26 protein-coding genes are annotated in these 22299 nt (G+C 61.4%); 13 read left to right on the top strand and 13 right to left on the bottom strand.

Annotated features, from left to right (window positions below):
* The 5 genes from ACFRJ8_RS19950 to ACFRJ8_RS19930 all read left to right on the top strand — a co-directional run.
* Nucleotides 1–477, top strand: a 477-nt coding sequence (locus tag ACFRJ8_RS19950; protein ID WP_377988111.1) for a carbon-nitrogen hydrolase family protein, incomplete at its 5' end; no start/stop codon positions are given.
* A 347-nt stretch (nucleotides 478–824) separates the two neighbouring features.
* Complete coding sequence (locus ACFRJ8_RS19945) at nucleotides 825–983, top strand: hypothetical protein (protein WP_377988110.1); 159 nt, start codon at nucleotides 825–827, stop codon at nucleotides 981–983.
* A 547-nt stretch (nucleotides 984–1530) separates the two neighbouring features.
* Nucleotides 1531–1806 (top strand): hypothetical protein, encoded by a 276-nt coding sequence (locus ACFRJ8_RS19940; RefSeq protein ID WP_377988109.1) that lies wholly within the window; start codon nucleotides 1531–1533, stop codon nucleotides 1804–1806.
* A 643-nt stretch (nucleotides 1807–2449) separates the two neighbouring features.
* Nucleotides 2450–3391 carry a hypothetical protein gene (locus tag ACFRJ8_RS19935; RefSeq protein WP_377988108.1) on the top strand — a complete coding sequence of 314 codons (942 nt, stop codon included), beginning with the start codon at nucleotides 2450–2452 and terminating at the stop codon, nucleotides 3389–3391.
* A complete protein-coding gene (locus ACFRJ8_RS19930) occupies nucleotides 3388–4107 on the top strand; it encodes a hypothetical protein (protein WP_377988107.1) in 720 nt (239 codons plus the stop codon). Before ACFRJ8_RS19935 ends, ACFRJ8_RS19930 begins: the two co-directional genes overlap by 4 nt.
* On the opposite strand, the gene ACFRJ8_RS19925 is transcribed toward ACFRJ8_RS19930, so the two are convergent.
* Nucleotides 4098–4430: a hypothetical protein gene (locus ACFRJ8_RS19925; protein WP_377988106.1), complete on the bottom strand. Its 333-nt coding sequence runs from the start codon at nucleotides 4428–4430 to the stop codon at nucleotides 4098–4100. The genes ACFRJ8_RS19930 and ACFRJ8_RS19925 overlap by 10 nt on opposite strands.
* A gap of 656 nt (nucleotides 4431–5086) precedes the next feature.
* Here ACFRJ8_RS19925 and ACFRJ8_RS19920 point away from each other — a divergent pair.
* Nucleotides 5087–6412: an MFS transporter gene (locus tag ACFRJ8_RS19920; protein ID WP_377988105.1), complete on the top strand. Its 1326-nt coding sequence runs from the start codon at nucleotides 5087–5089 to the stop codon at nucleotides 6410–6412.
* A 291-nt stretch (nucleotides 6413–6703) separates the two neighbouring features.
* Here the strand turns inward: ACFRJ8_RS19920 and ACFRJ8_RS19915 are convergent, their stop codons facing one another.
* The 4 genes from ACFRJ8_RS19915 to mobC all read right to left on the bottom strand — a co-directional run bounded on the left by ACFRJ8_RS19915 (nucleotide 6704) and on the right by mobC (nucleotide 10433).
* Complete coding sequence (locus tag ACFRJ8_RS19915; RefSeq protein WP_377988104.1) at nucleotides 6704–7531, bottom strand: hypothetical protein; 828 nt, start codon at nucleotides 7529–7531, stop codon at nucleotides 6704–6706.
* A 135-nt stretch (nucleotides 7532–7666) separates the two neighbouring features.
* A complete protein-coding gene (locus ACFRJ8_RS19910) occupies nucleotides 7667–8416 on the bottom strand; it encodes a hypothetical protein (protein WP_377988103.1) in 750 nt (249 codons plus the stop codon).
* Between the two features lie 9 nt (nucleotides 8417–8425).
* A complete protein-coding gene (locus ACFRJ8_RS19905; protein WP_377988102.1) occupies nucleotides 8426–10030 on the bottom strand; it encodes a relaxase/mobilization nuclease domain-containing protein in 1605 nt (534 codons plus the stop codon).
* A gap of 7 nt (nucleotides 10031–10037) precedes the next feature.
* Entirely contained in the window at nucleotides 10038–10433 is a 396-nt protein-coding gene (gene mobC / locus ACFRJ8_RS19900) for a plasmid mobilization relaxosome protein MobC (protein ID WP_377988101.1), read from the bottom strand.
* Between the two features lie 204 nt (nucleotides 10434–10637).
* Here mobC and ACFRJ8_RS19895 point away from each other — a divergent pair, with 204 nt between their 5' ends.
* Nucleotides 10638–10958, top strand: coding sequence for a hypothetical protein (locus tag ACFRJ8_RS19895; RefSeq protein ID WP_377988100.1), 321 nt, complete (start codon nucleotides 10638–10640; stop codon nucleotides 10956–10958).
* 210 nt (nucleotides 10959–11168) lie between these two features.
* Here ACFRJ8_RS19895 and ACFRJ8_RS19890 read toward each other — a convergent pair whose 3' ends face one another.
* The 6 genes from ACFRJ8_RS19890 to ACFRJ8_RS19865 are packed head-to-tail and all read right to left on the bottom strand — an operon-like array spanning nucleotide 11169 to nucleotide 13571.
* The gene (locus ACFRJ8_RS19890) at nucleotides 11169–11873 is read right to left on the bottom strand and encodes an SOS response-associated peptidase (RefSeq protein WP_377988099.1); all 705 of its coding nucleotides are present in this window, start codon (nucleotides 11871–11873) and stop codon (nucleotides 11169–11171) included.
* Between the two features lie 46 nt (nucleotides 11874–11919).
* Nucleotides 11920–12207: a helix-turn-helix domain-containing protein gene (locus ACFRJ8_RS19885; protein WP_377988098.1), complete on the bottom strand. Its 288-nt coding sequence runs from the start codon at nucleotides 12205–12207 to the stop codon at nucleotides 11920–11922.
* A gap of 2 nt (nucleotides 12208–12209) precedes the next feature.
* Nucleotides 12210–12467 carry a hypothetical protein gene (locus ACFRJ8_RS19880; RefSeq protein WP_028278114.1) on the bottom strand — a complete coding sequence of 86 codons (258 nt, stop codon included), beginning with the start codon at nucleotides 12465–12467 and terminating at the stop codon, nucleotides 12210–12212.
* A 31-nt stretch (nucleotides 12468–12498) separates the two neighbouring features.
* On the bottom strand, nucleotides 12499–12738 hold the full coding sequence (locus ACFRJ8_RS19875) for a hypothetical protein (protein ID WP_377988097.1): 240 nt from the start codon (nucleotides 12736–12738) through the stop codon (nucleotides 12499–12501).
* A 48-nt stretch (nucleotides 12739–12786) separates the two neighbouring features.
* On the bottom strand, nucleotides 12787–13299 hold the full coding sequence (gene ssb, locus ACFRJ8_RS19870; RefSeq protein WP_377988096.1) for a single-stranded DNA-binding protein: 513 nt from the start codon (nucleotides 13297–13299) through the stop codon (nucleotides 12787–12789).
* Nucleotides 13296–13571 carry a glutaredoxin family protein gene (locus tag ACFRJ8_RS19865; RefSeq protein WP_377988095.1) on the bottom strand — a complete coding sequence of 92 codons (276 nt, stop codon included), beginning with the start codon at nucleotides 13569–13571 and terminating at the stop codon, nucleotides 13296–13298. The genes ssb and ACFRJ8_RS19865 overlap by 4 nt, the downstream gene beginning before the upstream one ends.
* Nucleotides 13572–13926: 355 nt before the next feature.
* On the opposite strand from ACFRJ8_RS19865, the gene ACFRJ8_RS19860 reads away from it, so the two are divergent.
* From ACFRJ8_RS19860 to ACFRJ8_RS19845, 4 genes are all read left to right on the top strand, one after another.
* Entirely contained in the window at nucleotides 13927–14154 is a 228-nt protein-coding gene (locus ACFRJ8_RS19860; RefSeq protein ID WP_377988094.1) for a DUF2188 domain-containing protein, read from the top strand.
* Between the two features lie 95 nt (nucleotides 14155–14249).
* The gene (locus ACFRJ8_RS19855; RefSeq protein ID WP_377988093.1) at nucleotides 14250–15182 is read left to right on the top strand and encodes an ABC transporter ATP-binding protein; all 933 of its coding nucleotides are present in this window, start codon (nucleotides 14250–14252) and stop codon (nucleotides 15180–15182) included.
* 5 nt (nucleotides 15183–15187) lie between these two features.
* The gene (locus ACFRJ8_RS19850) at nucleotides 15188–16501 is read left to right on the top strand and encodes an ABC transporter permease (RefSeq protein WP_377988092.1); all 1314 of its coding nucleotides are present in this window, start codon (nucleotides 15188–15190) and stop codon (nucleotides 16499–16501) included.
* A 358-nt stretch (nucleotides 16502–16859) separates the two neighbouring features.
* Nucleotides 16860–17537: a hypothetical protein gene (locus ACFRJ8_RS19845; protein ID WP_377988091.1), complete on the top strand. Its 678-nt coding sequence runs from the start codon at nucleotides 16860–16862 to the stop codon at nucleotides 17535–17537.
* Nucleotides 17538–17619: 82 nt separating this feature from the next.
* Here the strand turns inward: ACFRJ8_RS19845 and ACFRJ8_RS19840 are convergent, their stop codons facing one another.
* Together ACFRJ8_RS19840 and ACFRJ8_RS19835 are read right to left on the bottom strand one after the other, a co-directional pair.
* A complete protein-coding gene (locus ACFRJ8_RS19840) occupies nucleotides 17620–18327 on the bottom strand; it encodes an HIRAN domain-containing protein (RefSeq protein ID WP_377988090.1) in 708 nt (235 codons plus the stop codon).
* Nucleotides 18328–18477: 150 nt separating this feature from the next.
* Complete coding sequence (locus ACFRJ8_RS19835) at nucleotides 18478–19242, bottom strand: hypothetical protein (protein WP_377988089.1); 765 nt, start codon at nucleotides 19240–19242, stop codon at nucleotides 18478–18480.
* Nucleotides 19243–19719: 477 nt separating this feature from the next.
* Between ACFRJ8_RS19835 and ACFRJ8_RS19830 the strand changes: the two genes are divergently transcribed.
* Together ACFRJ8_RS19830 and ACFRJ8_RS19825 are read left to right on the top strand one after the other, a co-directional pair.
* Nucleotides 19720–20841, top strand: coding sequence for a hypothetical protein (locus ACFRJ8_RS19830; RefSeq protein WP_377988088.1), 1122 nt, complete (start codon nucleotides 19720–19722; stop codon nucleotides 20839–20841).
* A gap of 1 nt (nucleotide 20842) precedes the next feature.
* On the top strand, nucleotides 20843–21877 hold the full coding sequence (locus ACFRJ8_RS19825; RefSeq protein ID WP_377988087.1) for a hypothetical protein: 1035 nt from the start codon (nucleotides 20843–20845) through the stop codon (nucleotides 21875–21877).
* Nucleotides 21878–22299 lie beyond the last annotated feature (422 nt).

The raw sequence follows: 22299 nt of genomic DNA, 5'->3' as shown, positions 1-22299 counted from the left end.
GGCTACGGTCGCGTCGGACTCTCAATCTGCTACGACAGCTGGTTCCCAGAACATGCCCGCCACCTGGCCTGGAAGGGAGCAGAGCTAATCCTGAATGTCGTCCAAACTGCAACGGGCGACCGTGTTCAGGAAGTCGTCCTGGTGCAGGCGAACGCAATTGCAAACCAACTATTCATCGCCAGTGTGAACTGTGCCGCACCGACGGCAACCGGGCAAAGCCTGCTTGTCGATCCAGAGGGTCGGATTCGCACGTCGACTCTAGGTATGGACGATTTCACCCTCGTTGATGTAATCAACCTTGATCAGGTACAAGACGTTCGAAAGTTTGGCACGGCGGGTGTAACACGGCCATGGGCTCAGTTTTCCGACCTTGGTGCGGCCGTTCCATTGCCTTTCTATGGCGGTGAGATTAGCCCGGAGCGCTGGAGTGCCGTCTCCCTGGCCGACGGCAACTCCGGCGCGCAGGGCAGACACTAGCCTCCGAAACTTGGACGCTTCCACTTGTCTGCTGTTCCCAGGTGTCGGGCAGTCATCAGTCTCGTTCGCCTCTGCTGGCCACCCTTACAGAGATTCAGGAGCACCACCGACCTGGGCAGTCGCCCGCGGCCGGCCCTCGCCGCAGGGCCGGCCGCGGGGGAGGCGCACCCAGTCGATGACGGTCTACGGTTCGCAGCGGCGCTAGCATCGATCCACAAGGCCGCGCCCTGATCAATCGCCCCGTCGCTTTCGCAGGCTCCCAGCACTTGAGCTCGGGCGCAGTTAGGCCGTGGGACGGACCGACCTACGCGCATATCTGCTCGACCACCGCAGCATCAGAGGAACCGATGACGTCTCGCATCACGGGCACGGCCGCCGCGGGAATCGCCGCGGCGCTGCTGTTAAGCAGCTGCACCGCCGCCCACGCGAACGAGCCGGGCGGGCGCAAGGCCCGCTTCCGACGACGAGCCCGCTCCGTCGCCGTCCGCGACGTTCCCCCGACATGAACGACACCAGGATCTCGCCGGCACAACTCAAGGCTGGGTGATTTCCACCGATCGTCGCAACGGCCTGTTTTCAACGTCAGCGGCATTGCAAGCGGGCTGCTCGCACCCAGGCGAGGCATCGCGGGGCACCCCGTTCCGATTCGCCACGACTGTGGTGTGAGCGCTAAGAATCCGGCAACACCTGATTCCGAATAGCCGACGCCGGATCTTGCGAAGATGCAGCTTTATGAGATGACCGCGGTCGTGCGCCACCCGGTCGCGCAAGATAGGACGGACAGCAGCCATGCGAGGCAAACCCATTATCAGAATCGCGTCCACCGATCCGGGCCGCTCCTCCGTGCCAATCCCGGAGGATGCAAGCCCCGGTCGCACGAAGACTGCCCGGGAACAACCCACGCCGTCTCTGTCGGCTCAGGCATTCGACGTGCTGCTAACCGCAGAGCTTGAGGACCTGGGGAGACGGCGGCAATCCGGTCTGCACCAGCCTCGCTCAAACTCAAGCCGAAACGGCTCTGCGCAGAATTCCGACGTGTGGCGGGATCAACTCTTGGCGGAGATCGAGGAGCGCGCCCGCGAGCTGAGACGGAAGGCAGCCCGCTTTGCGTTGTTCTGCGCGGTCGAATCGTCCGATGAGGCCGCAGCCCGAGTCAATGCGGCCGCCGTGACATGGATGCAGGAAACCCTCGAGGATATTGCCGCCACGGCTCTGGGCATGGAAACGGCGTTCCGGGAAGCACTTCTCCATGCACACCAGGTCGATTTTCTCCGGGCGAGTGAGGCCGACAAGCAGGTGCGCCCATTCGGACGGGAAGACTCCATCTGAACGGGCGCTGTTCGCCGTGATATTGAGGGTTATTTGTCCTGACGTACTAACAAGCTTACATAAGGTCCATTATCGGCGTTGTTTATTCAGCCAAAAAATGTTGGCTTTTGCGGTTCCGACCGAGCAGCAAGCGGGGCGGCCGATATCGCCAGCGGACTCCCCGGCGGCGCTCGTCGACCATTACCTGGAGCTTACATTCTGCCAATTGACTTGCTGATGACTAGATTGTGAAGTTCGTGACAACTATTGACAGAATCCGTTTGCGATGGAATTCTTTCCGAGGTAAGGGGTAGGGAAGATCCGGCGACACCCCGTGTCAACGTGCGTTCCTGCCCTCTCATGCCGATTGCCGGCTCCTCTGAAAGGAAGTTCCATGACCGTTAAGACTGCCCTGCTTCAGGAAAGCTCCTGCAACCTCATCACAATCGCCAAGGGCCAGAAGCCTTCCAAGCCGAAGACGACCCGCGTCGGCAAGTAACGAACACGTGCAGGAAGGGCAGTGGCCGGGCACTTAGCGTGCACCGGCCGCTGTCTCCCACTTTAAGTGCGTTGGTTACTGCCAACCAATAATGAACTTGGGGACCATGTGATGAGAATCTCTCCCGCAGTAGCCGTATACACGGACAATGATCAAGATTTTTGGTTGGAGACCAGCACCGGTCAGCCTGCGGTGTTGATCAGCCCGGAAATGGCGGGCTTCTTGGAGTCAGTACGAACCGACGAGACGCTGAGCTCTGAAGAAATCGATAGGGTTGCCAACAAGACGGGCCCTGGCCAATTGACAGGCGAAGGCACTCAGGCAGTTTCCGCTGAAACTCTTCTCTCCAGTGAGCAGTCGCCCCCTTCGGGATACCATCAGGCGACTCGGGATCACCCATTTCTGGACATGTCACAGGGCATGGACGCTCGCATTGCAGACGCAAAGATCATGGCTGGCTTCGTCGAGGCCGACGAATACCCAAGCATTGTTCTCGAACCTGAATCCGATTTTGAGATACTTTTGGAAGATGCCACGCATCTGGGAATAGATGAGTTAAGGCACTCGATGACGTGCCAGCTGAGCCTGATCCTCTCAGGAACATTTGGCGCCCGCAGGCATCAGGCCGCCTATCATGATCCCGAAAGCGGCTACCGCCAGGTCGAGCTACTCAAGAAATCGATTCCATCGGGCGGGTCTCGTCATCCCTCCGACTGCTTTGTGTACATTCACCGTTCCCCATCCCTAAAAAGCGGAGCTTATTATTTCAATGGGCGCCGACATTCCCTTGTTTCCATTCAGAACGACACGATCCGAACCCTTCACCAGGACCACATTGCAGACTCCAGCGCCGACTGGGTCATAGGGGTAGTCATTGGCTCGATCGTACGGAGGGCGATGTTTCGATATCGGGACCCTAGAAGCTTCAGAGCTATTCTGGTCGATGCTGGTCACGCCGATGGTCAAATTGCGGCTCTCGCAAGCTACTGCAACTGGAGATACCGGTCCAAGTCCGACGTCAACTTCTCTATTCTCGAGGACACATCTGGATTGGGCCCTGCGGAGGCGCCCGTACTCATCTCAGGTATTTTGGAGGGCTGGGAATGACTGCGTCAATCTGGACTACCGCCGGTAAATACTCCGTTCCCGACTTTTGGGCTGACAAAAACTGGCAGCGTCCATATGCCTTCCTTCGCTCCGTGGAATCAGAGACCCGTGAAGCGGCTCACCGTTCTAATGCGCACCGATTTCTTGAAGATAAGATTACTTCGGGATTTGAGCTCAAGAGAGTGTTGTATCGGTCGAGCCTTACTAAGAATGCGGGGACCACCATCCCGTTTTCCGTGTTCTCTGAGATTCTTCGGACCGCTTATCAGGTCTTGCCTAGTCATCCGTACCTTTTTGCAGGTGTGATCACTCAATCTGTTGAAGGCTGGAAAGACGGTTATTGGATACTCGACCATTCTCCCCGCTCCATAAAGCCCACGTTTGTCGACTTTGATGAACATTCTGTGGCCGGGATGATCCAAGGTCAACAGTGGGCTTCGGGGCCCGGTATTTCGTTCCTGATAGGGATCGACTGGGAATATGCGCGCTCCGAGGCCGATGAGCGGGATGCGATCTATGCGCAGTCACTAATGGACGTTGGTCGTGCGGGCCATGCCTTGCTCCTTCGTGGCCTGCACAGCGGGTTATCGGCTCGCATGACGCCCGCCATACGGGAGTCCCTTGCGGCAGCAGCGTTCAACCTCGGACCGGAACGCGACTTCTTGTACTTTCTCAAACTGGCGTACCCGGCAGCGCACCCTGGAGATCAACCATGACCGCTGCCAACCTTGAGCGTGCGTCGGTAGCCAGGGCAGACCTTGAACAGCGAGGCTACACAATCGCCCGGGGTCTTCTCCCCTTGGATCTGTTGAAAGAAGTTCAGAAGAAGGTAGTCGCTGAGCTGAAGGCCCTGAATGTATGCACCGGAGAACTCAATGGCCAACACCAGCCTACGTTTGTTGCTACGGGAGACGACCCGATCGAAGCCGCGCTCCTCCCCCGGACGTCCAGGGACGAGATCTTGGAGGAAATATTTCAGTCGCACGAGGCCTTGGCGTTTGTCCAGCATCTGTTCGACGGTTCCGCCGTTTTCAGCCATCCAACTAAGTGGATGCGTGCCCTGCCGCCCTCGTCTTCGGACATCTACTCCCCGCCAGACGTACACCAAGACTTTCCTGAACTACAAGGCAGCGCGAACCAACTGACCATGTGGACTCCCATCTTTCCGGTGGATGCGGAGACCGGATCCTTGCCCGTCTATCGACGACCAGCCATCAAGCATGTACTACCGTTTGAGTTGGATTCGGGAAACCCATCCGGGTGGCGGATCCGGCAGGAATTCCTAAACGACCGCCACGTGCCCGAATTGCAACCTGGAGACGTGCTCATCTTCAATACTTTCACTCCTCATGGCGGTGCCAGTAACTCTGGGTCTGGGTGGCGAGTTAGCGTGGAAGCCAGATATCAACCGTTGAGTGAGCCCATCTGCGTTCAACATCTGTCGGCGCCGCTACAGTTCCCATCTTGGGAGGAGCTGTACGAGGGGTGGTCAAAGCACGCACATTACTGGGCCGACAGACGCCCAGAAATGATCCCGTTCGATGACTCGTGGGAAAGGTGGCGCGACGTCGAGGCACTTGATCAAGCGGCCAAGGGCAATCCAGAAGCACTCGTCGCTCTGAGAATCGCTGAGAGGTTTGCGAAATCTCCTAGCACTCGCTCCAGGGCCACCGATCTGCTCGGGCGGAACTGGTGATGAGCCCAACGACATCGGCGCGACGGGCCGGGCTTCAAGGGTCCATTGGTCGAGGCGGCCTTGGACGAAATTTCACGATCCTCTGGGCCGCGCAGGCTCTCTCTTCGTTCGGTGAGTTCCTACTCGCCAGCACCCTCACCGTTTGGATTATCACTGATATTGGGGGCGCCGACCCCGCCACACCGCTAATGGTGGGTGCCGTTGTTGCGGCCGCTGCCTTGCCACGCATCCTCATTGGGCCATTTGCCGGGGTGCTGACGGACCAATGGTCGCAAAAGAGGACAATGATCTTTAGCGACTGGACCCGCGTTGGGGTGATCGTGGCTTCGGCTGCGGCCATTAAGTACATGGAATCCAACGGTCTCGCGATCATATTGCCAATAATCATGATGACAGCAGCCGTGAGTGCTCTGGCGCAGTTTTTCAATCCAGCCCGCGCCGCGGTCATGCAGAGAATCCTTGCGCCGGAGATGCGGCTTGCTGCCGCTGCTCGATCAAGTTTTGCGACAACTGGTGTGGCCATCGTTGCTACCGCGTCTGGTCCTGCGTTGTACGCCTTGGCCGGACCTTGGTTTGCCTTGGCTTTCAACGCGGTTACGTTTGCGCTGTCCGCTTTCCTCCTCGTTTTTCTGAACGGCGCAGAATCGAACCGCGAGACCACGATGGAGGGCTCGAGCTACTGGAGCAAGTTTGCTGACGGATTCAAAACGATCTGGGGCGTCGGAGAGCTACGCCTTATCTTGTACGCCACGGCCCTATACGGCACGTCACTGGGCATCAACAACGCTTCATTGTCGCTCTTCGCGCTCCAAACGCTCGGGCTCTCTCCGGCACAATACGGAATCGTGGCCGCGATGTTTCCTGCCGGAAGCCTGCTAGTGGCAGTCATTGCGAGCAGGGTGCCGGCATTTGGACGCCAAGACCCACGAGTCTATGTTGGCGCGATTGTTGCTTTGGGTCTTTCCTATGTGGCGTACGCTTTCTCCACTTCATTTCAACTTGCGGCTGCACTCATGTTCCTGTCTGGCGTCTTCTTCTCAGTTTTTGCCATATGCCAGGGCCCGATACTGCAGCGAGCAACACCCCCCAGCTACATGGGCAGAATGACAGCCACTACAGCCCCCATCATGGCTATCAGCTCATTGGCAGCCACGATGCTGGTTTCAGTGCTCTTGGGCCCGGCCGGAGGCGAACACCAGTCCTCTTCTGGTCCAGGACCGCAGCTTGCGCTTTTGTGCTCGGCCGTAGTTTTAGTCGCCGGCGGCTCAATCCTGTGGCACCGTATCCGCGCTGATAGCGATCGATCCCTCGAAAATTCCGAATAGCCTCCGCCTTCCCTCTGTGGCTCGGTGACTTTACTAATGTGTTTGGAGCCCACCCCACCGGAGCCGTACCCGCTGCTTGGCGTTCGGGCAGGGACAATCCGAAGTGCGGCCGCACGGTTGCACCTGGTCAACGCTATTGGCGATGCAAACCCGGAAGACCCCAGCTACGACCGTCAAAAGGGCCCAACTTCCTTGCGCCCGGCTCGTGCGGCGTAATATGCCTGCGGCAGGCCGCCATGCTGTCCGCGGGCCGCAAAACCAAACCGGCAATCGAGGCCGTTGCGGCCGACCTCATTGCAGAGTTCGTCCCAGCCTATTCACCATTATTTCCAAGACCCCTCCAACGCACTGCCAGTGTTCGGATATCCATGGATCTAAGGGGTCGCCGTCCCTGTGTTTTGCCTTGTTCCGCCGCTTGGTCAGTTCGCTCAAGAGCAGCTTGTCCGAGTGGAAGTGCAGTTTATTCTCAGCGTTCGTTTCTTCTTCATCGCCGGGTTTGCTGTGGTGGGACCTCGACTGCGCCAACAAGTAGCCGGCCGCCTCGGCTGCTTCAATAAGCCTGGGCCATCTGGCGTTCTCCGGCAATTCTGGAAACAGCTCCCGCAAGGTTTGCTCCAACGCGGTATGAAACTCCTCAAGCATCACGGAAGGCTCGTAGCGGCCCAATCCAAAATCTGTCACAACGTCTTCGGTTATACGCAAGCGTGCTTGCAACAGGGGTGAGCCTTTCCCTGGTTCGACGAAGTCGAACACTGGGAAGTAAAGACTAGTCTCATCGACCGGTCTGAGGACTGGGCATCCATCTTCCTTACCTGTGTGCCTGCCGACCAGGAAGAGTTCCGTGAAGCCCAACCCAAGACGTCGCGCCTGAACGGGGGTCAATCCGCCGCGCACACCTTCGCAAATGATCGGCAGGTCGTGTTCTAAGACCCTGCCAAGCAGGTCCAAGCTTCGGGTTTGGCCATCGACGATGCAGCGAAGCCTCTGGAGACCCGGAAATCGGTTCACCCTCCAACGGCAACGAATCGAGTGCGCTCTGCGCTTGGCCGCCTCGATACATGCATCGACGTACAACTTTTGCTCAACGGAGTATGAGAAATCGAAATCGAATCCAGCCATGTCGCCCAGTTTCCCCGACTCTCCACGGCAACCCAATCAAGACGCGCTGTGTCGCCATAGAGGTGATGAATTGAGCACTGGATGATGAACAAATCACACTACACACGTCCGAGCCCCAGTTGCTGCTCGATCCATTTAGCGTTCCAGCCCGCCGCGCGCCAGCGTCTTTCCCTTCCCGCCCTGCTTGGCCATCTTCGATGTCTTGGCCAACGAAGGCGTCCGCGCCGCGGCCGCCAGCGCCGGCGCGCCTTGATGTTTGTCTGCCAGGAGGCGGGAAGTGACCGCCTCCCGGTCACCCTTGCTTTCCAGGCTTTCGGCCAGCTGCTGGCGCCGTTGTGCGGTATCCCACGCCGGTTCGCTCCTGTCGGCCCGGTCCTGGCGGTTTGCGGTGGCAACGGTAGCGGCGGCTACTGCTTCGTCGGTGCGGGCGGCCGAGGCTTTGGCCCGTTCGCCCTCGGCCTCCAGTCGGGTCTGTTGTGCGCGGGTGAGGGCTGCGGAGACGGAGGCTTCGTCGGCGCCGGTGTTGTTGACGTCGATGCCGTAGCGGGTCTGCACCTGATCTCGGATCCGCTCTGACGCCTGGGCGGCTTCGGGGTCGTAGGACTTCCACGCCGTGGCCGTTTGGTGGGCGCGCTCGATCATTGCGGGGGTGGCCTTGTCCCACCAGTCCTCGCGGGCGACAGGCGCGAGCTGGGCCCGGGCGGCGGCGTGCTGGGCGTCGAACCGGTCCTGCAGCTGCCGCGCCCGGTGTTCCTCCGTTGCGGCGATGGTGCGCTGGTCCTCTTCGCGCATTCTGGCCAGCTGCTCGCCGATGCGGCTGGCCACCATCAGCCCGGTACGCATCGCACCGTCGATCGCGTCGTCCATTCCGTCTGCTTCGCTCATGCTCTTCCCCTATCGCTCGATGCCTGGATTCGGATGATGGTCCCGGTTGGGTTCTAGAGGCCCGGTTGCCCCTGCCTGCTGCAGTGTTCGATCCGTTTTGGTGAGTGTCGTGGGGACGGGTGAGCCGCCCCGTGAGCGTTCGGCGATCAGCCGCGCCCGGAGGGCTTCTTCGCTGGCTCCCGGGTGTTGTTCGCGGAGCGCTTCCAGCGTCACGGACGGTGCCGTGGTGGTGTGTGCGGTGGCGCTGGCTTCAATGGTCTTGCTTGCGGCGGTGACGGCGGCTGCGAGGCCGCGTACGCGGCGGAGGTCGTCGGTGGCTTTGTGCATGTCGTGGATTGCTCGGGCGGTCTGGGCGAGCTGCCGGAACATCAGCGCGTAGGCGGCGCGGTCGCTCTTGGACGCCGCCGCCAAAAGGATCATGGACGCGCCGCGTGCCGACGGCAAAGCCACCGCCGGCCGTGGCGGGTAGCGCCGCAGCTGGGCCGATTTGGACAGTTCCCGGGCAGCGTCCGCCAGCGGCCCCGGCGTCGGTTCGATCCGCTTGGACCAGGCCCCGAAAGCGGCAGATGCCTCGCGGGCTGCCTGCGCCCAGGCAGCGTGGTCATCGTGCGGTGTGGTGGCCAGCCTCTCGCGCAGGGCGCTGACATCGTGGGCGTACTTGCTCCACAGTTCAGCGGAGGGCTGCAGTGTTTCCCGGCCCGGGCATACTGGTCTGCGGTTGCGTGCTGCGGCGTTCCATTCCGCGACCGCAGAGGTAGCTGTTTCGGGGGTGCTGTCCCATCCGGTCCGGAGCTTGGGCAGGGCGAGGTCACGTCCCAGGGAGTTCCCGCCGAACCAGACGGCACGCTCCCCCTTCCGGGGGCGTTCGGCGACGGAGTATCCGGTGACGACGTCGGTACGGCCGGCGGCGTAGCGGGGGCGCACGAGCAGGCCTTCCTGGCGGGCGCGGCGGACAAACTCTGGCTCGTCGGTTGATGCTGCGGCGCAGGTGCGGACCTTGCGTGCGAGGCTGTGGCGCTCGATTTCGGGCAGGCCATGGCGGATGGCCTTGGCCTGTTCCGCGGGAGTGAATCCGCGTTCTGCGCGGACGGCGTCAAGCTCGGTGAGCCCGTACTTTTTCTCCAGTGCCCGGGCGGCCTGCTGGGACTTGTATTTGCTCTTCCAGCTGTTCCATTTGGTGCCGTCGTCGCGGACCATGGACGCCACGATGTGGATGTGGTCGTTGCCGTTCTTGCTCAGTCCGTGGCGGACGGCGACCCACCGGGCCGGGGCCTTGCCGCCGTCCTCGGTGAAGTCCATGTCCTTCATGAAATCGTTCGCGATGGCGCCCCACTGGACGTCGGTGAGCTGGCCTTCCTCGGCGGCCAGGCTCAGGGAGCAGTGGAAGACGTGGCCGCCGTCCACATCTGTTTTGTAGAACTGCTGGGCGCGGTCCAGGGTGTTGGCGATGTCCAGGGCAGCGTCCCGGTTCAGCTCGTTGTCGTCGTGCCATGCCATGAGTGCGGAGTCGCCGGCGACAAGGTGCGGTTCCTCGTGTTCGTTCGCGCGCCCCGGGCCCGCGAGGTACATCATCAGGCCCGCCATGCGGTCGCCCTGGGTGATGTTCGGAATCACGGGGCAACTACCGGCCGGCCATGTCGGCGAGCTGCCGGTCGATACGGATGATGACGCTCTTCGCGTGGGCGATCGTTGCTGCCGCTTCGGGCGGCACTTCCCCGGTTGAGTTGGCGTGCCGGGCAATCTGGTTGATGTTGTTCGCGACGGACCCGACGAGGCGCTGCAGGTTGGACAGCTGCATGAACTGGTCGCGTCGTTCCGAGGGGCTTTCGCTGTCCTCGTTCAGGGCCGCTTCGATCAGAAGCCTCGGGATCGTGACGCGGTGCTTCTCCGCCAGGGCGAGAAGCTGGGCTTCTTCTTCGGGGCTGACCTTGACCTCATGGCGGTGCATTCTGCCGCCGTCGACGTTGGCCCGGCGGCGGCGGGACTTCCAACCGGCGAAGCCGTTGCCTTCACTCATTTGTCCCGCCCTTCGTTCCTTGCCAGCGCAGCGACCCGGAACTCCGGGATCAGACTTCAGTCTGCCGCGACCGGAACGCAGTTCTCGGTAGCGACACGAACTTAGCCCGGCTAAGTTCCCAGCTTGCTCCGGCGCTTTTCCGGATCGCTCTCTGCGCGGCGGTTCGTGCCGTGGCCTCGGGGATGTGGTGGTTAGGGTGGAGTCATGGCGAACCTCGACATTGAACAGACACGTAACCAGGCCCGCGCGCTGCTCGACTCGCGCATCGAATCCGTCACGCAGTTAGTCAAAGCCCGGCAGCGGGTCGCTGACCTCAAGGAACAACTCGCGGATGCTGAACGAGACGACAAACGCTCCTACGTCCGGGCCACCAAGGACGGGTGGAGCACCGAGGAGCTGAGGAAGCTTGGACTCGAACCAGGGGCCGTCTCACGACGGCGGAAAACCTCCGCGGCAAAGACCGCGTGTCAGGCGTCCGCTCCCCCGCACGGTGACATCCTGGACACCGCGACCACACAGTCCTAAGGAGCGGCGGGGTCCTTCCCCATGGTCCAAGACGGTGCGCCCCGGCACACCCCGGGTGAGGGGCCGGCTTTCTTCAGCCAAGGACCACAAAGAACACCCGCAAGCGGGTGCACCACACCCGCTGATTGGCCGTCACTTTTGGGTGGCGGCCAATCCTCGTGGTCTCCTCGACGTCTTGCCTGCTGCCCCGTCGAAGGGGGCCGGGCGGGGTCAGGTGGGCGGGTCGAGGAGTTCGGGTCCGTTGTTGCGGACGCTGTTCACCCGGTCCGTGACGACCCGTGGTGTCAGGACCGGTTCGGGCATGGCGTTCAGCAGCTCCTGCACGTCGTTCTTTCCGGTGGTGCCGGGGTTGAGCCAGGCCCCGTACATCTCCGGCGGGATGATGACCGGGGCCCGGTCGTGGACGTGGCCGAGGGAATCGTGGGCCGTGGTGGTCAGCACGGTGCAGCTGAGCAGCCACCGGTGTGGGTCATCCTCCGGCAGGGACGGGTCGGGCCAGAACTCGTAGAGTCCCGCAAATGCGAGCAGGTCATTCTTCTCGGAATAGAAGTAGTGCGGGATCTTCTTCCCGTCCCCGGTTTTCTCCCACTCGTAATATCCCTCGGCCGGGATCAGGGCGCGTCGCGTGATGGCTGCTTTGCGGAACGAGGGCTTGTCCAGGATGGATTCGCTGCGGGCGTTGATGAGCTTAGAGCCGATCTTGATGTCCTTGGCCCAGGACGGAACGAGACCCCAGCGGGCAATCAGGAGCCGGCGCTCCACGGAGTCCTCATCCAGCTTCTCGGTGATGATGGGGACGTCCTGCGTGGGCGCTACATTCCAGTTCGGCGGGGGCGGGCTGCCCTCAACTTCCTTGGCCTCGAAGTGACTCAGGAGATCACCGGTCGCCTTTGACATCACGTATCTGCCGCACATGCTTTCATTCTGCCCCAGCACCGGTTCCAGGGAACCCTCAGGTGGGTCAGTCCTCGCTGGTGGTTTCCTCGGGGATCTGCCCGGCAGCGATCCGGTGCGCGGTCTTCTCGTACGCGGCGTCAATGTAGGCCAGCAGGTCATCTTCCCGGACGCGCCAGACGTTCCGGCCGCCGAACTGCGCGGCCCGCAGTTCCCCGCTGCGCACCAGCGCATACACCAAAGGCGTGTTGACATTCAGGACCTCCTTCACCTGGTCCAGCGTCAGCATCCTGGGCAGCGCCGGACCAGCCGTGAGCCTCGGTGGCGCGTTGGTGTCCTCTGTCCGCTTGGCCATCATCAGGTTCCCTCGTTCCGGTGCTGCAGTTCATCTTTGGTGCGTTGTCCGCGGCGCAGTCCGCCGGCCGGGACAGGGGCCCACGCCCGGCCGGCGTTGTGCCGGCGCTGCAGCCGCTTCACCTCCCGCATCGTGGCCCGCACGATGAAGTCCGACACGGACGCGTCCCCCTCCAGGTGGCCGGCGGCCAGGAATGCCGCACGGACCTGCCCGGCCTCATCCTCTGTGAAATACGGTGTAAATGCCGCGATCTTCTTCATCCCGTTGATCTTCCCTCCCGCAGTGCCCGGCTCATGAATACTTGCCTCCGGCGTGGCTCCTGAGAGCCCGGTCCAGCAGGACCAGCCGGACACCCCAGAACACCAGCAGGAAAACACCTGCCGCGACCAGCAGGGCGTCCGGCCAGCTGAAACCCCTGTTCGCAAGCCGGGATGCTGCCGGGCCGGCGACTGCCGTGCCAACGACGATGCCCAGCCAGCCCATCCATCCGGCCAGCCTGGTTCCGTACCGTTCCCTCGGCGTCTTAGCCATCAGTCTCCCTGCATTCGTCTACTGGACGTTTCGGCCATGGTCGCACGCTCAGTGTGCCGGCTCGGTATCGGGAGCCGGAACGTTGATGCGGCCGGTCGGATTGGCCGCGAGGCCGAACCACGCATCATCGTCCCCGTACTCTCTGGCGGACAGGGCGAACCTGTCCGGTGGGTGCTCCTCGTCCTGCTCCGGGCCGGGACCGGTGCGCGTGACCTGCGCGGTCCTGCGGCGCAGGGACGGACCGATGTCCTCGACCTCGAGTTCGGTCACGGTGCGCCCCTCCCCCGCCCTGGTCGTAAAGGAACGGGACTTGAGGGTTCCGGTGGCGATCACACGCATGCCCTTGGTCAGCGACGCGGCCGCGTGTTCGGCGATGCCCCACCATGCCGTGGCGGCCACGAACACGGTGTCCCCGTCGGATCCTTTGCCGGCACGGGCCTCGAAGGTCCGGGGCGTGGAGGCGATAGTGAAGCGGGCGAAGGCCGTCCCGGATCCGGTGAATCTCAGCTCAGGGTCGGCGGTGAGATTACCGATAACGGTGACGCCGGCCTCGCCGCTCACGAGCGGACGCCTTCATGCGCGGCGGCTTCGATCTCGATGACCCGGGCGATCTTCGCCGGGTTCAGCCCTGACCAGTGGTCCTCGGAGTCGTCCTTGTCGTAGACCACGACGGGGACCTGGGAGTAGCCGAGCTCCTCGGTGATGTACTCGAAGGCGGCCTGGTTGGTGGTCACGTCGACCTCGGTGAAGGCGATGCCTGCGTCGGTGAACTTCTGCCTGGTCTTGGCGCAGCCGAAGCATCCGGCGGGCTTGGTGTAGATGGTGAGGGTCATTTCAGCACCTGGTTTCGCATCTCGATAAGTTTCGTTCGTCTGGCTGACCTGCTCCCTCCATTCTAGCAATCATTCAACTGAATGACTAGCCAGATTCCTTTGAATTCTAGGCGTTTTTCGCCTCAATTGCGTCAACGATCGAGGTGACCCGCCTGCGGTTTTGAATGGAGACGTAGCAACAGCTGCCTCCGCTGAGGGCGGGAGATGCTGCAGGCACCAGGCAATCTCCGCACCCATGTCGTCCATGGCTGACTTTTCGTGTTCGCCTGTGCACTGTCGGCCGGTTGCGAGCGTCCAGGGGCTGGGGTTGTGTAGCGTGGCGCGTGTAAACAGTCCGTGACAGAAAGGCAGTGTGATGGCCCAGGGTGACGTTGAGACTTACTACGAAGATGGCCAGTGGAAGAACCGGCGCGAGGGGACAGACCGTGCGTTTGGCGCCTCCTACGCCTCCAAGGACGAGGCGGTAGCCGACGGCCGGGAAGCCGCCGCCCGCGACAGTGTCGAGCACATCATCAAAAACCAGGATGGCCGGATCGGCGAGAAGAACAGCCACGGCAACGACCCGCGGAACGTTCCAGGCTAAACCCGTGCGGGGCCGGCACCCTGTGCCGGCCCCGCACGTCCTCGCGTCGTGCACCGTCGAAGACCGATACCCACGCCTCCGGTTACAGTGGTGCCATGACGCTGGGGGACACGGCCGCCGAGCCGCTGGTACACATCAAAGACTTCCGGATGGACTTCGGGGACACGACGGTCATCAAAGACCTCTCCTTCGACGTCCGGGCCGGGGAAACCTTCGGGTTCCTCGGCAGCAACGGGTCCGGAAAAACCACAACGCTCCGGGCGCTGCTGGGCATCTATCAGCCCACCGCCGGGACCCTGCACATCGGCGGCAAACCCTTCGCCCCGCAGGACGGGGCCCGGCTGGGGTACTTGCCGGAGGAGCGCGGCCTGTACAAAAAAGAGTCCGTCCTGGACGTGATGGTGTACTTCGGCCGACTCAAAGGCCTGGACAAAACACGGGCCAGAACCTGGTCCCGGGACTACCTGGAACGGGTCGACCTCGCCGATAAGGCCACCACCCGGCTGGATAAGCTCTCCGGCGGGCAGCAGCAGAAAATCCAGCTTGGCGTGACGATCATGAACGACCCCGAACTGCTGATCCTTGACGAACCGACCAAGGGCTTCGACCCGGTCAACCGGCGCCTGCTCATGGACATCATCGAAGACCAGAAACTCGTCGGCGCGACCGTCATTATGGTCACCCACCAGATGGAAGAAGTCGAACGCCTCTGCGACCGGGTGATCCTGCTCAAGAACGGCACCTCCCGCGCCTACGGCACCGTCTCCGACGTCCAGGAACAATTCGGCGGAACCGTCTACCGGCTCACGTACACCGGGACCCTGCCCTCCTCGGCCCTGTATGACATCGTCAGTGCTGGCGGCGGGCACGCCGAGCTCTCCCCACGCCCCGGCGCGGACGAGGCCACTGTCCTGCGCGAACTCATCACCCACGGCGTCGCCGTGAAGTCCTTCACCACCGCCAGGACATCCCTGGACGAGGTCTTCATCAAGGTCTACGGCGAAACCCACGACATGGCGGAGGCATAAGCCCCATGACACAGAAAACCTCCACACCGCTCCCCTCCCCCGCCCCGGCACCGGCCAGTCCGCCGCCCACCCCGAAGCGCCCCTTCGCCGGTCACAACCTCGGCACCGTCGTCGGGTTCGAATTCACCCGCACCGTGAAAAAACGCCGCTTCTGGATCGCCACCCTGGCCATCCCGGTCGTGATGGCGATCGTTTTCGCGCTCATTTACCTCAGCAACTCCTCCACCGCCGCCAGCGCCGACGCCCAGAAGACCGCGGCCATGTCCTTCACCTACACCGACGCCTCCGGACTCATCACCCCGGCGATCGCCACGGCCATGGGCGGCCGGCAGGCCAGCGATCCGGACAAAGCGCTGCAGGACGTCAAAGACGGCGCAACCGACGCCTACTTCGCCTACCCCGCCGACATCGCCACCCAGCCGGTCAAGGTCTACGGGCAGGACCATGGGATCTTCGACAACGGCAAGTACGACGCCGTCGCCAAACAGATCCTCACCGCCTCAGCCCAGGCCAGGATCGGCTCCCCGCAACTGATGGCCGCGGCCAGCGGCGACGTCAAGACCGAATCCCAGACCTTCAAGGACGGCCAGCCCGCCGGCGGCCTCGGATCCGCCGTCCCGCCGCTGATGTTCCTGCTGATCTTCTACGTGTCGATCATTCTGCTCTCCAACCAGATGCTCAACAGCACCCTGGAAGAGAAAGAAAACCGGGTCACCGAAATGATCCTCACGACCCTGAACCCGACCACGCTGATCATCGGCAAGGTCATCGCCCTGTTCATGGTCGGCCTGGTCCAGATCCTGGTCTTCCTCACCCCCATCACCGTCGGATACGCCTTCTTCCGCGACAAACTCGCCATGCCCGACCTGGACCTGTCGACCCTGAGCTTCGAACCCGGCACGATGCTTGTCGGGGCGCTACTGCTGCTCGGCGGCTTCACCGTCTTCACCGGTGTCCTGGTCGCGATCGGCGCGGTCATGCCCACCGCAAAAGACGCGGGCACGATCTTCGGGCCCCTGATGGCGCTGATCTTCGTCCCCTTCTACGCCATGACCCTGATCATTTCCGACCCGCACGCGCCCATCGTGCAGATCTTCACCTACTTCCCGCTCTCGGCCCCCGTGACCGCACTGCTCCGCAACGGCTTCGGCACCCTTGGCCCGCTCGAGGCATCCATCGTCATCGCCGAACTTTTCATCATCGGATTCCTCATCCTCAGACTCGCCGTGCACCTCTTCCGCTACGGGTCCATCCAATACTCAAGCAAACTCTCCATCGCCGGCACCTTCCGCAAACGCACCATACCCGGCGGTAAATGACCCCGCCCCGCCGAAACACGGCTGTCGCGCTAGGCGCTGGAGGCACCTGCGGCTAACTGTGGCCGACACACCTTGACCACCCGTCAAAAACCTACAGCTCACCTTTTGACTGGCTTTGTTTCCGGCAACGAGTTCTGACCACCGCTGTGGGGGCATTCGGGTCGTTTTCTGAGGCTTGCCATGGGCAGGTCAGAAACGGTCGTTTTTGACTGTCGCGGATAAGGAACGACCCTCACCGAGCAGTTTTGCGGGCGGGTCATGCGGGAATGTGCCTGGCCAAGCGCGTGCATACACTTGGTTCCGGCGGTCAGCACCAGAGAACGGGACCGCGACCGTCTCACCAGCAGAAGATGGCACCATGGCACCGAAGATAGGCCCCGAGACGATGCTCGCCGAATGGCTCCTCGTCGAGACAGTCTCCGACGTCCGACGGCGAAGCGAGGATCCGGGCGCGCGGAGCCGTTACGAATTGCTCGGGATCGCGCCGCTCCTTCGCAAGCTCCTCATCGACGGCCGTCCCCTCCTCAACACTGTTCGGGCCGCTCGCCCGGAGGTGCCGACGGAGTTCCGCATCAGGCAGTGGAGCGCTCCGGAGGACGGCCAGCAGGGAGAAGATCTGCCGTACGCCCTCCGGCTCGGCGGTCCCGAGTTGGTCGGCGGGTCTGAGGACCCGGCGCTGCCCAAGCTGAAGTACTTCATCGGCGCGAGGGTGGGCGTGGTCCTAGGACGACCGCTGACCGTCCTCGAGGTGGTGAAGTACTACGCCAATGTGGAAGGAGGCGTCCATTTCGGCGTGCCCGAGGAGAAGGCCGACCACGTCCTGAGCGAAATGGCTCCCTTGCTCCTGGGGCGGACGACGGGACAGATCGAGATCCTCGCCCACCTCGGCGCGATCGTGGTGGACGCGCTGACGCCGCTGTGCGAGTCGATCCTCGCCTCGCCCCTGATCGACACGCGCATGCACCGGCGCAACGACCGGGGCTTCTTCGACGGCCACTGGACCGCGGACCACTACGAGAATTCCAGCCAAGGGTAATAGCCGATGGCAGGGGGCCCATTAACCGCGGGCGTCTTGGCGGGAGAAGCCCGGTGACGACTGGCCACCCATCAGCAGCTCTTTAGTCTCGCTGAAGGTATGCCAGCATTTCAGGGGTGGTCAGTAGGACACGTGGTGAGGCTGCCTTGCTCTGGATGATGATGCCATCTAGTTCCTGACCGGCGTCCAGGAGTTTGGCGACCCATGCAGCCCGCTGCTTGTTCACGTAGCCGATCTTCTTCGCTGCGCGGCCCGTCGTGATTGCGACGGCGTTGGCGTCGTGTTCGTTGTTGGTTTCGCGGACAACCTGGACACGTTGCCCGTTACGGAAATTGAACGGTTTGTTGGGGTCCTCATGAAAGCCCATGCCAACGACGCGGAACGCGAAAATCTGAAAGTGCCGCAGCGCAAGGATCTTGTAATCGACCAGCTGTCCATCGGGGAGGGCCAAATCCAGGCCGTTGTTGGACCGTACCAGTCGAAGGGGCGGCATACCGTCAGGGTCGGCAACCAGTTCGCTCTTGGCTTCTGCCGGAGGAACATAACCTGCGCGGTAGCTCTTGACGCTTTGCCCGACCGCCGCCGCCTTTGCCTTTTCTGCCTCGTAGCTGCGCGCTTCCGGCGGGCGCCGCGGCAGTCCCCTCAGGTCCCCTCGCAACGACACCGGAGTCACCGCCGGTAGGTGCGCCGGTTCGGCGAGCTCCGCTGAAGGGCTCGTCAGCTCCGGAACGGCCAGAGATGCCCGTGCGGTCCCGCTAAAGATTACCTTGGCCTTGCTCCATACCCCCATGCGCTGACTCTATCGAGAGCGGTGGCTAAAAGGGCGCCTGAATCGCTGGAAGTAGTGAGGCGGCCTCGCGTGCCGAGTAATTGGACTCCCCCTAGCCCAGGGCAGTACATCGCCATCATGGACGGCGCTACGAAATTTGAGGGTCAGGTGTTACGCGTATTTACTGTCCAGCCGGTAGGTCTTCCTGCTGTAGGTTCGGTTTCCCGTTTCGCCGGCCTGGTCGAGTGGCTCAATATAATCCGTCAGTATGCCGGCGTCGACGAGCTCCCTCAGTCCTGTCTTCTTGGTGCTGTCTCCCAAGCCAAATCGACTTTTGAAAGTCGCCGGGGCGAACCAAATGCGATGGTCCTCAATATCGTTACGATGCACGCTTAGAACCACCAAGTACATGGCCAGCCCGGGGCCGCTTAGGGTACCAATTGCCCCGCCTGTCCATAAGTATTCGGGAACACGGAAATATGGATCTACGTGTCCTTTCTTGGCGGCCGCACCCGGCAACGTGTATCCCGCCCCGTTGGCATTTTCGCTGAGGAGCTGAACGGTTGGAGGCGATCCAGCGACCGAATGGTCCAGAGTGATGAAGCCACGCTTTTCGAGTTCGGTGAGACTTGAGCTAACCGTCCGTGCTCCTGCCGTTCCGGGGTCGTCCAGACCGATGAGCTCGGCCCAGAAGCGTGCCGGCCGGTTGGAGGCGTGCGGAGCTGCTGCTAAGACCCACAGTAGGGAGATGAGTACGGCGACCCTCGTTTTGCCTCCCCTGCCGCCACCTCCCTTACGGGCGGAGCGACCACTCATGATCTGGGAAAGAGGTGTGGACCCATTTGCCGACTGCACGAAGGATCGCCTCACTGGAGCACCCTTGCGTCCACCCATTCTTCTGGAGAGCTCGGCTGCCCGAGCGAGCTGGATTTCCAATATTTTTTCCTCAATTTTGTGCCCCTTGACCGCGGCCTATAGAGTAGCGATCAGGAGATATATCTATACGGGTTGCGCTAACGTAGCTATACCGGATGCACAAACGCTACCATCCGGGCGGTTGATTAGTAAAAGCTTGATTTTGCATTTACTTACGACTCCTATACGCTCTGACATAGATCAGGAGCCTTCAGTGTTTAGCGAAGTTGGAGGCATGCCGTCAGGCTAGGTCCCCCTTGTAAGAGGGGCAACCTGCCGGGTGTAGGTAGCGCTTGCGTTCCCTTCGTTCGAGACTCGTTTTGCCGACTCGGTAGGGCCTCGCGAGAAACCTGATCAGAGAAGGCCGGCGTCCGCGCTGGCCTTCTCGCTTTAACTTGGCCCTAAGGTCGGCTGGTTGCCCTGACATCCTGTGAGGGCATTCAAGTAATAGAGTTGCCGCAGTAATCGAAACGGGAAATAGGGCGGTGCAGGGACTAAATGGATAATCGTTCATCCGGCGCCGCTCTCCGTGGCCATATCTCGAGCTCCTTCGACCGGAGATTATGGGCTGCCGCGAACAAGAACGGCGTGCCGGCGTCACTGGTACATGCCCATGAAGTCCTTGGTTTGGAGCGCGGCGAACAGCTGGCGTTTGAGACGGTGATGTGTGATGGCAACCTCGTCGACATGCTCTTCGGGCAGGACAGCGGATTCGCAACACTGACCAACGGGTCCAGTAGTCTCGTAAGAATCTCAGATGACGACGGAGATTTTGTCGTCGCGAGCTGGGCAACTGCTCACCCGGGCGTATTCCATATCAGTGGGTCGGTTCCCACGAGTGACAGACGCTGGGCCCGCGTAAATCGATCCATTTCCCGTGCGCCGGACGTTATGCGCTGCTTTCTCAACGAGGACAAGTTCCGTCGCCTGGCCAGGAAGTTGGATTCGATTGGGCGTCCGGAAGTTGTGCGGATGGCGGCATGGCGCCAGTCCGATGCTTCATCCCTCAACAGGGGCTGGCCAGCTAAAGCGGATTCCTTCAGATATACGCCGGACGATGTTTTTGATCTGGCGAACCTGGAAGGAGCTTCAGTACGGTCGCTAACGGTCTCCGTGGAAAGTGATTTACTTTGCCACCTGCGCAGGACTAGCGGGGCAACTTTCTACTCAGGACAGTTCCGTGCATTTGCAGCCAACATCCTTGACTCCTTCGCAGCTTATGCGGCAGAACGGCTCGATCTACTTTCAAATCGACAGCGCGCTGTCGATAGGCCCCTTGGCCTCCCCTTGACTATCAACCTTGCTGAAGATGTCTTCTCCACCGCAGGTGACACCGAGCGCCTGCGACGCCTGATGGAGGACACTCAGCTAACCTCCGTGGCCGTGCTGCATGAAAACCCCTATCTACACCTCATGATTGCCGACCACGCCGACGGGTCCACTTTTGATGTCGTTGTCACCTCGCCAGTTGCTATAGACATTTACCCCAGTTTTCGCTCCAGTGCATCTTCCTTGGCCCGCCTCGTTCAGCGGATCGGGGAGCACTTCTCGGCTGAGACGATCGAGGAGTCCCTGCCGCGGCAGCGCGTGTCTCTCGAGGACCTGGTAGGCGCCGGATAAAATGGCACGCACTCCTGAGAGCCTTGCAAATTTGCGCGAGGGTTACCGTCGGTACGACGAGTATGTTGATGTCGTTTCGTGTTTTGAGTGGATGTTCGCGGGCGACGCGCTGGACCTTCCTGAAACCGTCAAGCACTTTGAGCGATATCCCAAATGCACAACGTCTGATGCCGGCTCAGCACCGCGCACCGTTACCCCCGACTTTCTGGTCGTGTTCCAAGATGATTCCGTCCTCGTTGGTGAGATTGCTTCGATCGCGAGACACGAGAACTCGGTAGACAAGCTCTGCAGCCAACTCCTGGGCTACGAAGGTATTCAAGAAGTCGCGCTGGCCGACGGTTCATCAGTGGCCCCGAGCCGGATAGACGTGATGTGGCTCGTGCCTGTTGAATTGTCCAACGATGCCTGTGCACGCGTCCTGGATGACCGGTTCCACAACCCTACGCACTCATATAAGCCGGGTAAGGCTCCGTGCATCGTCCAATATGCGAGGCTGACGCATAAGTACACTTTTGCTCGCATACCCCGCCCTGATAACGGCGTTCTCGTCAGTGGACTCCCGGACCTCAGCATCGCCAGCTACTTGGATCGAAACCTGAATATCAAGCCCGAACACTTCGTCCACATCAAGACATCGCGCGGATTCATGAATGATCCCGCTGAACCGCTCTATCTCGCCACTTACATGTACGTCCGCGTTTGGCCGTTGATGTTCGGTCCTGGAACCTCGGAAGAACGAGTCACCAGCCAAAGCATTTCCCAAGAGCTGCAGAGAACCTACAGGTATGGGAGGCACAAAGAAGTGGTCACGGCACTCGATCTCCTTTCCGAAGCAGGACTGGCTACTAGGCAATCGGATGGATCTTGGAAAGTGAAGCGCAAGGTGCTTGGTACCAAAGGGGACCGCGAAGCCCACGCCAAAATCTTGGAGCTTGTTGAATCGACGCAAGAACGCGAAAGGACTCGGTCCCGCAGGGCCATACGCCACCAAATCCCTGCACAACTCAGTCTCTTCGACGCCTCCGAGCTTTCCTGAATGGGACCAGGGAAGGGCAATGCCACGGGGCGAATCCGCAGACCTCTCGGAGCGTCCCTGGGATGCGCAAAAGCTCAGAATGTCACTATCTAGAGCCCGTAACACTCTTCGGCTTTGCGATATAGTGCGTTAAACGGTGAGGGCCGGCACTGTAGTGCCGGCCCTTCCATGGTTTTCCCTCTGCAAAGGAAATCTGTGGTTCAGCTTAGCTGAACGGTTTGTGCTGCTGCCACGGGCCGGTTACCTCGTTGTTCCTAGTCCCGCGAGGTGGTGGTCGGCCGGTCGCGTTGTCGCGGCTAATGGCGGTCCGTCGCTGGTGAGTGGCTGCTGTGGTTCGCCCGGGGCGGCGGACCGCCCGATGTGCGGGAGGTTCCTGGCCCTTGCTCGGGTGAGTGGCCGGGCGGCTGTATTGGGGGGTCAGC

This window comes from Arthrobacter sp. NPDC056886, assembly GCF_042788715.1.
Taxonomy (GTDB): Bacteria; Actinomycetota; Actinomycetes; order Actinomycetales; family Micrococcaceae; genus Arthrobacter.
Note: the sequence above shows the minus strand (reverse complement) of the source record. Positions and strands in the feature narration are given on the sequence as shown.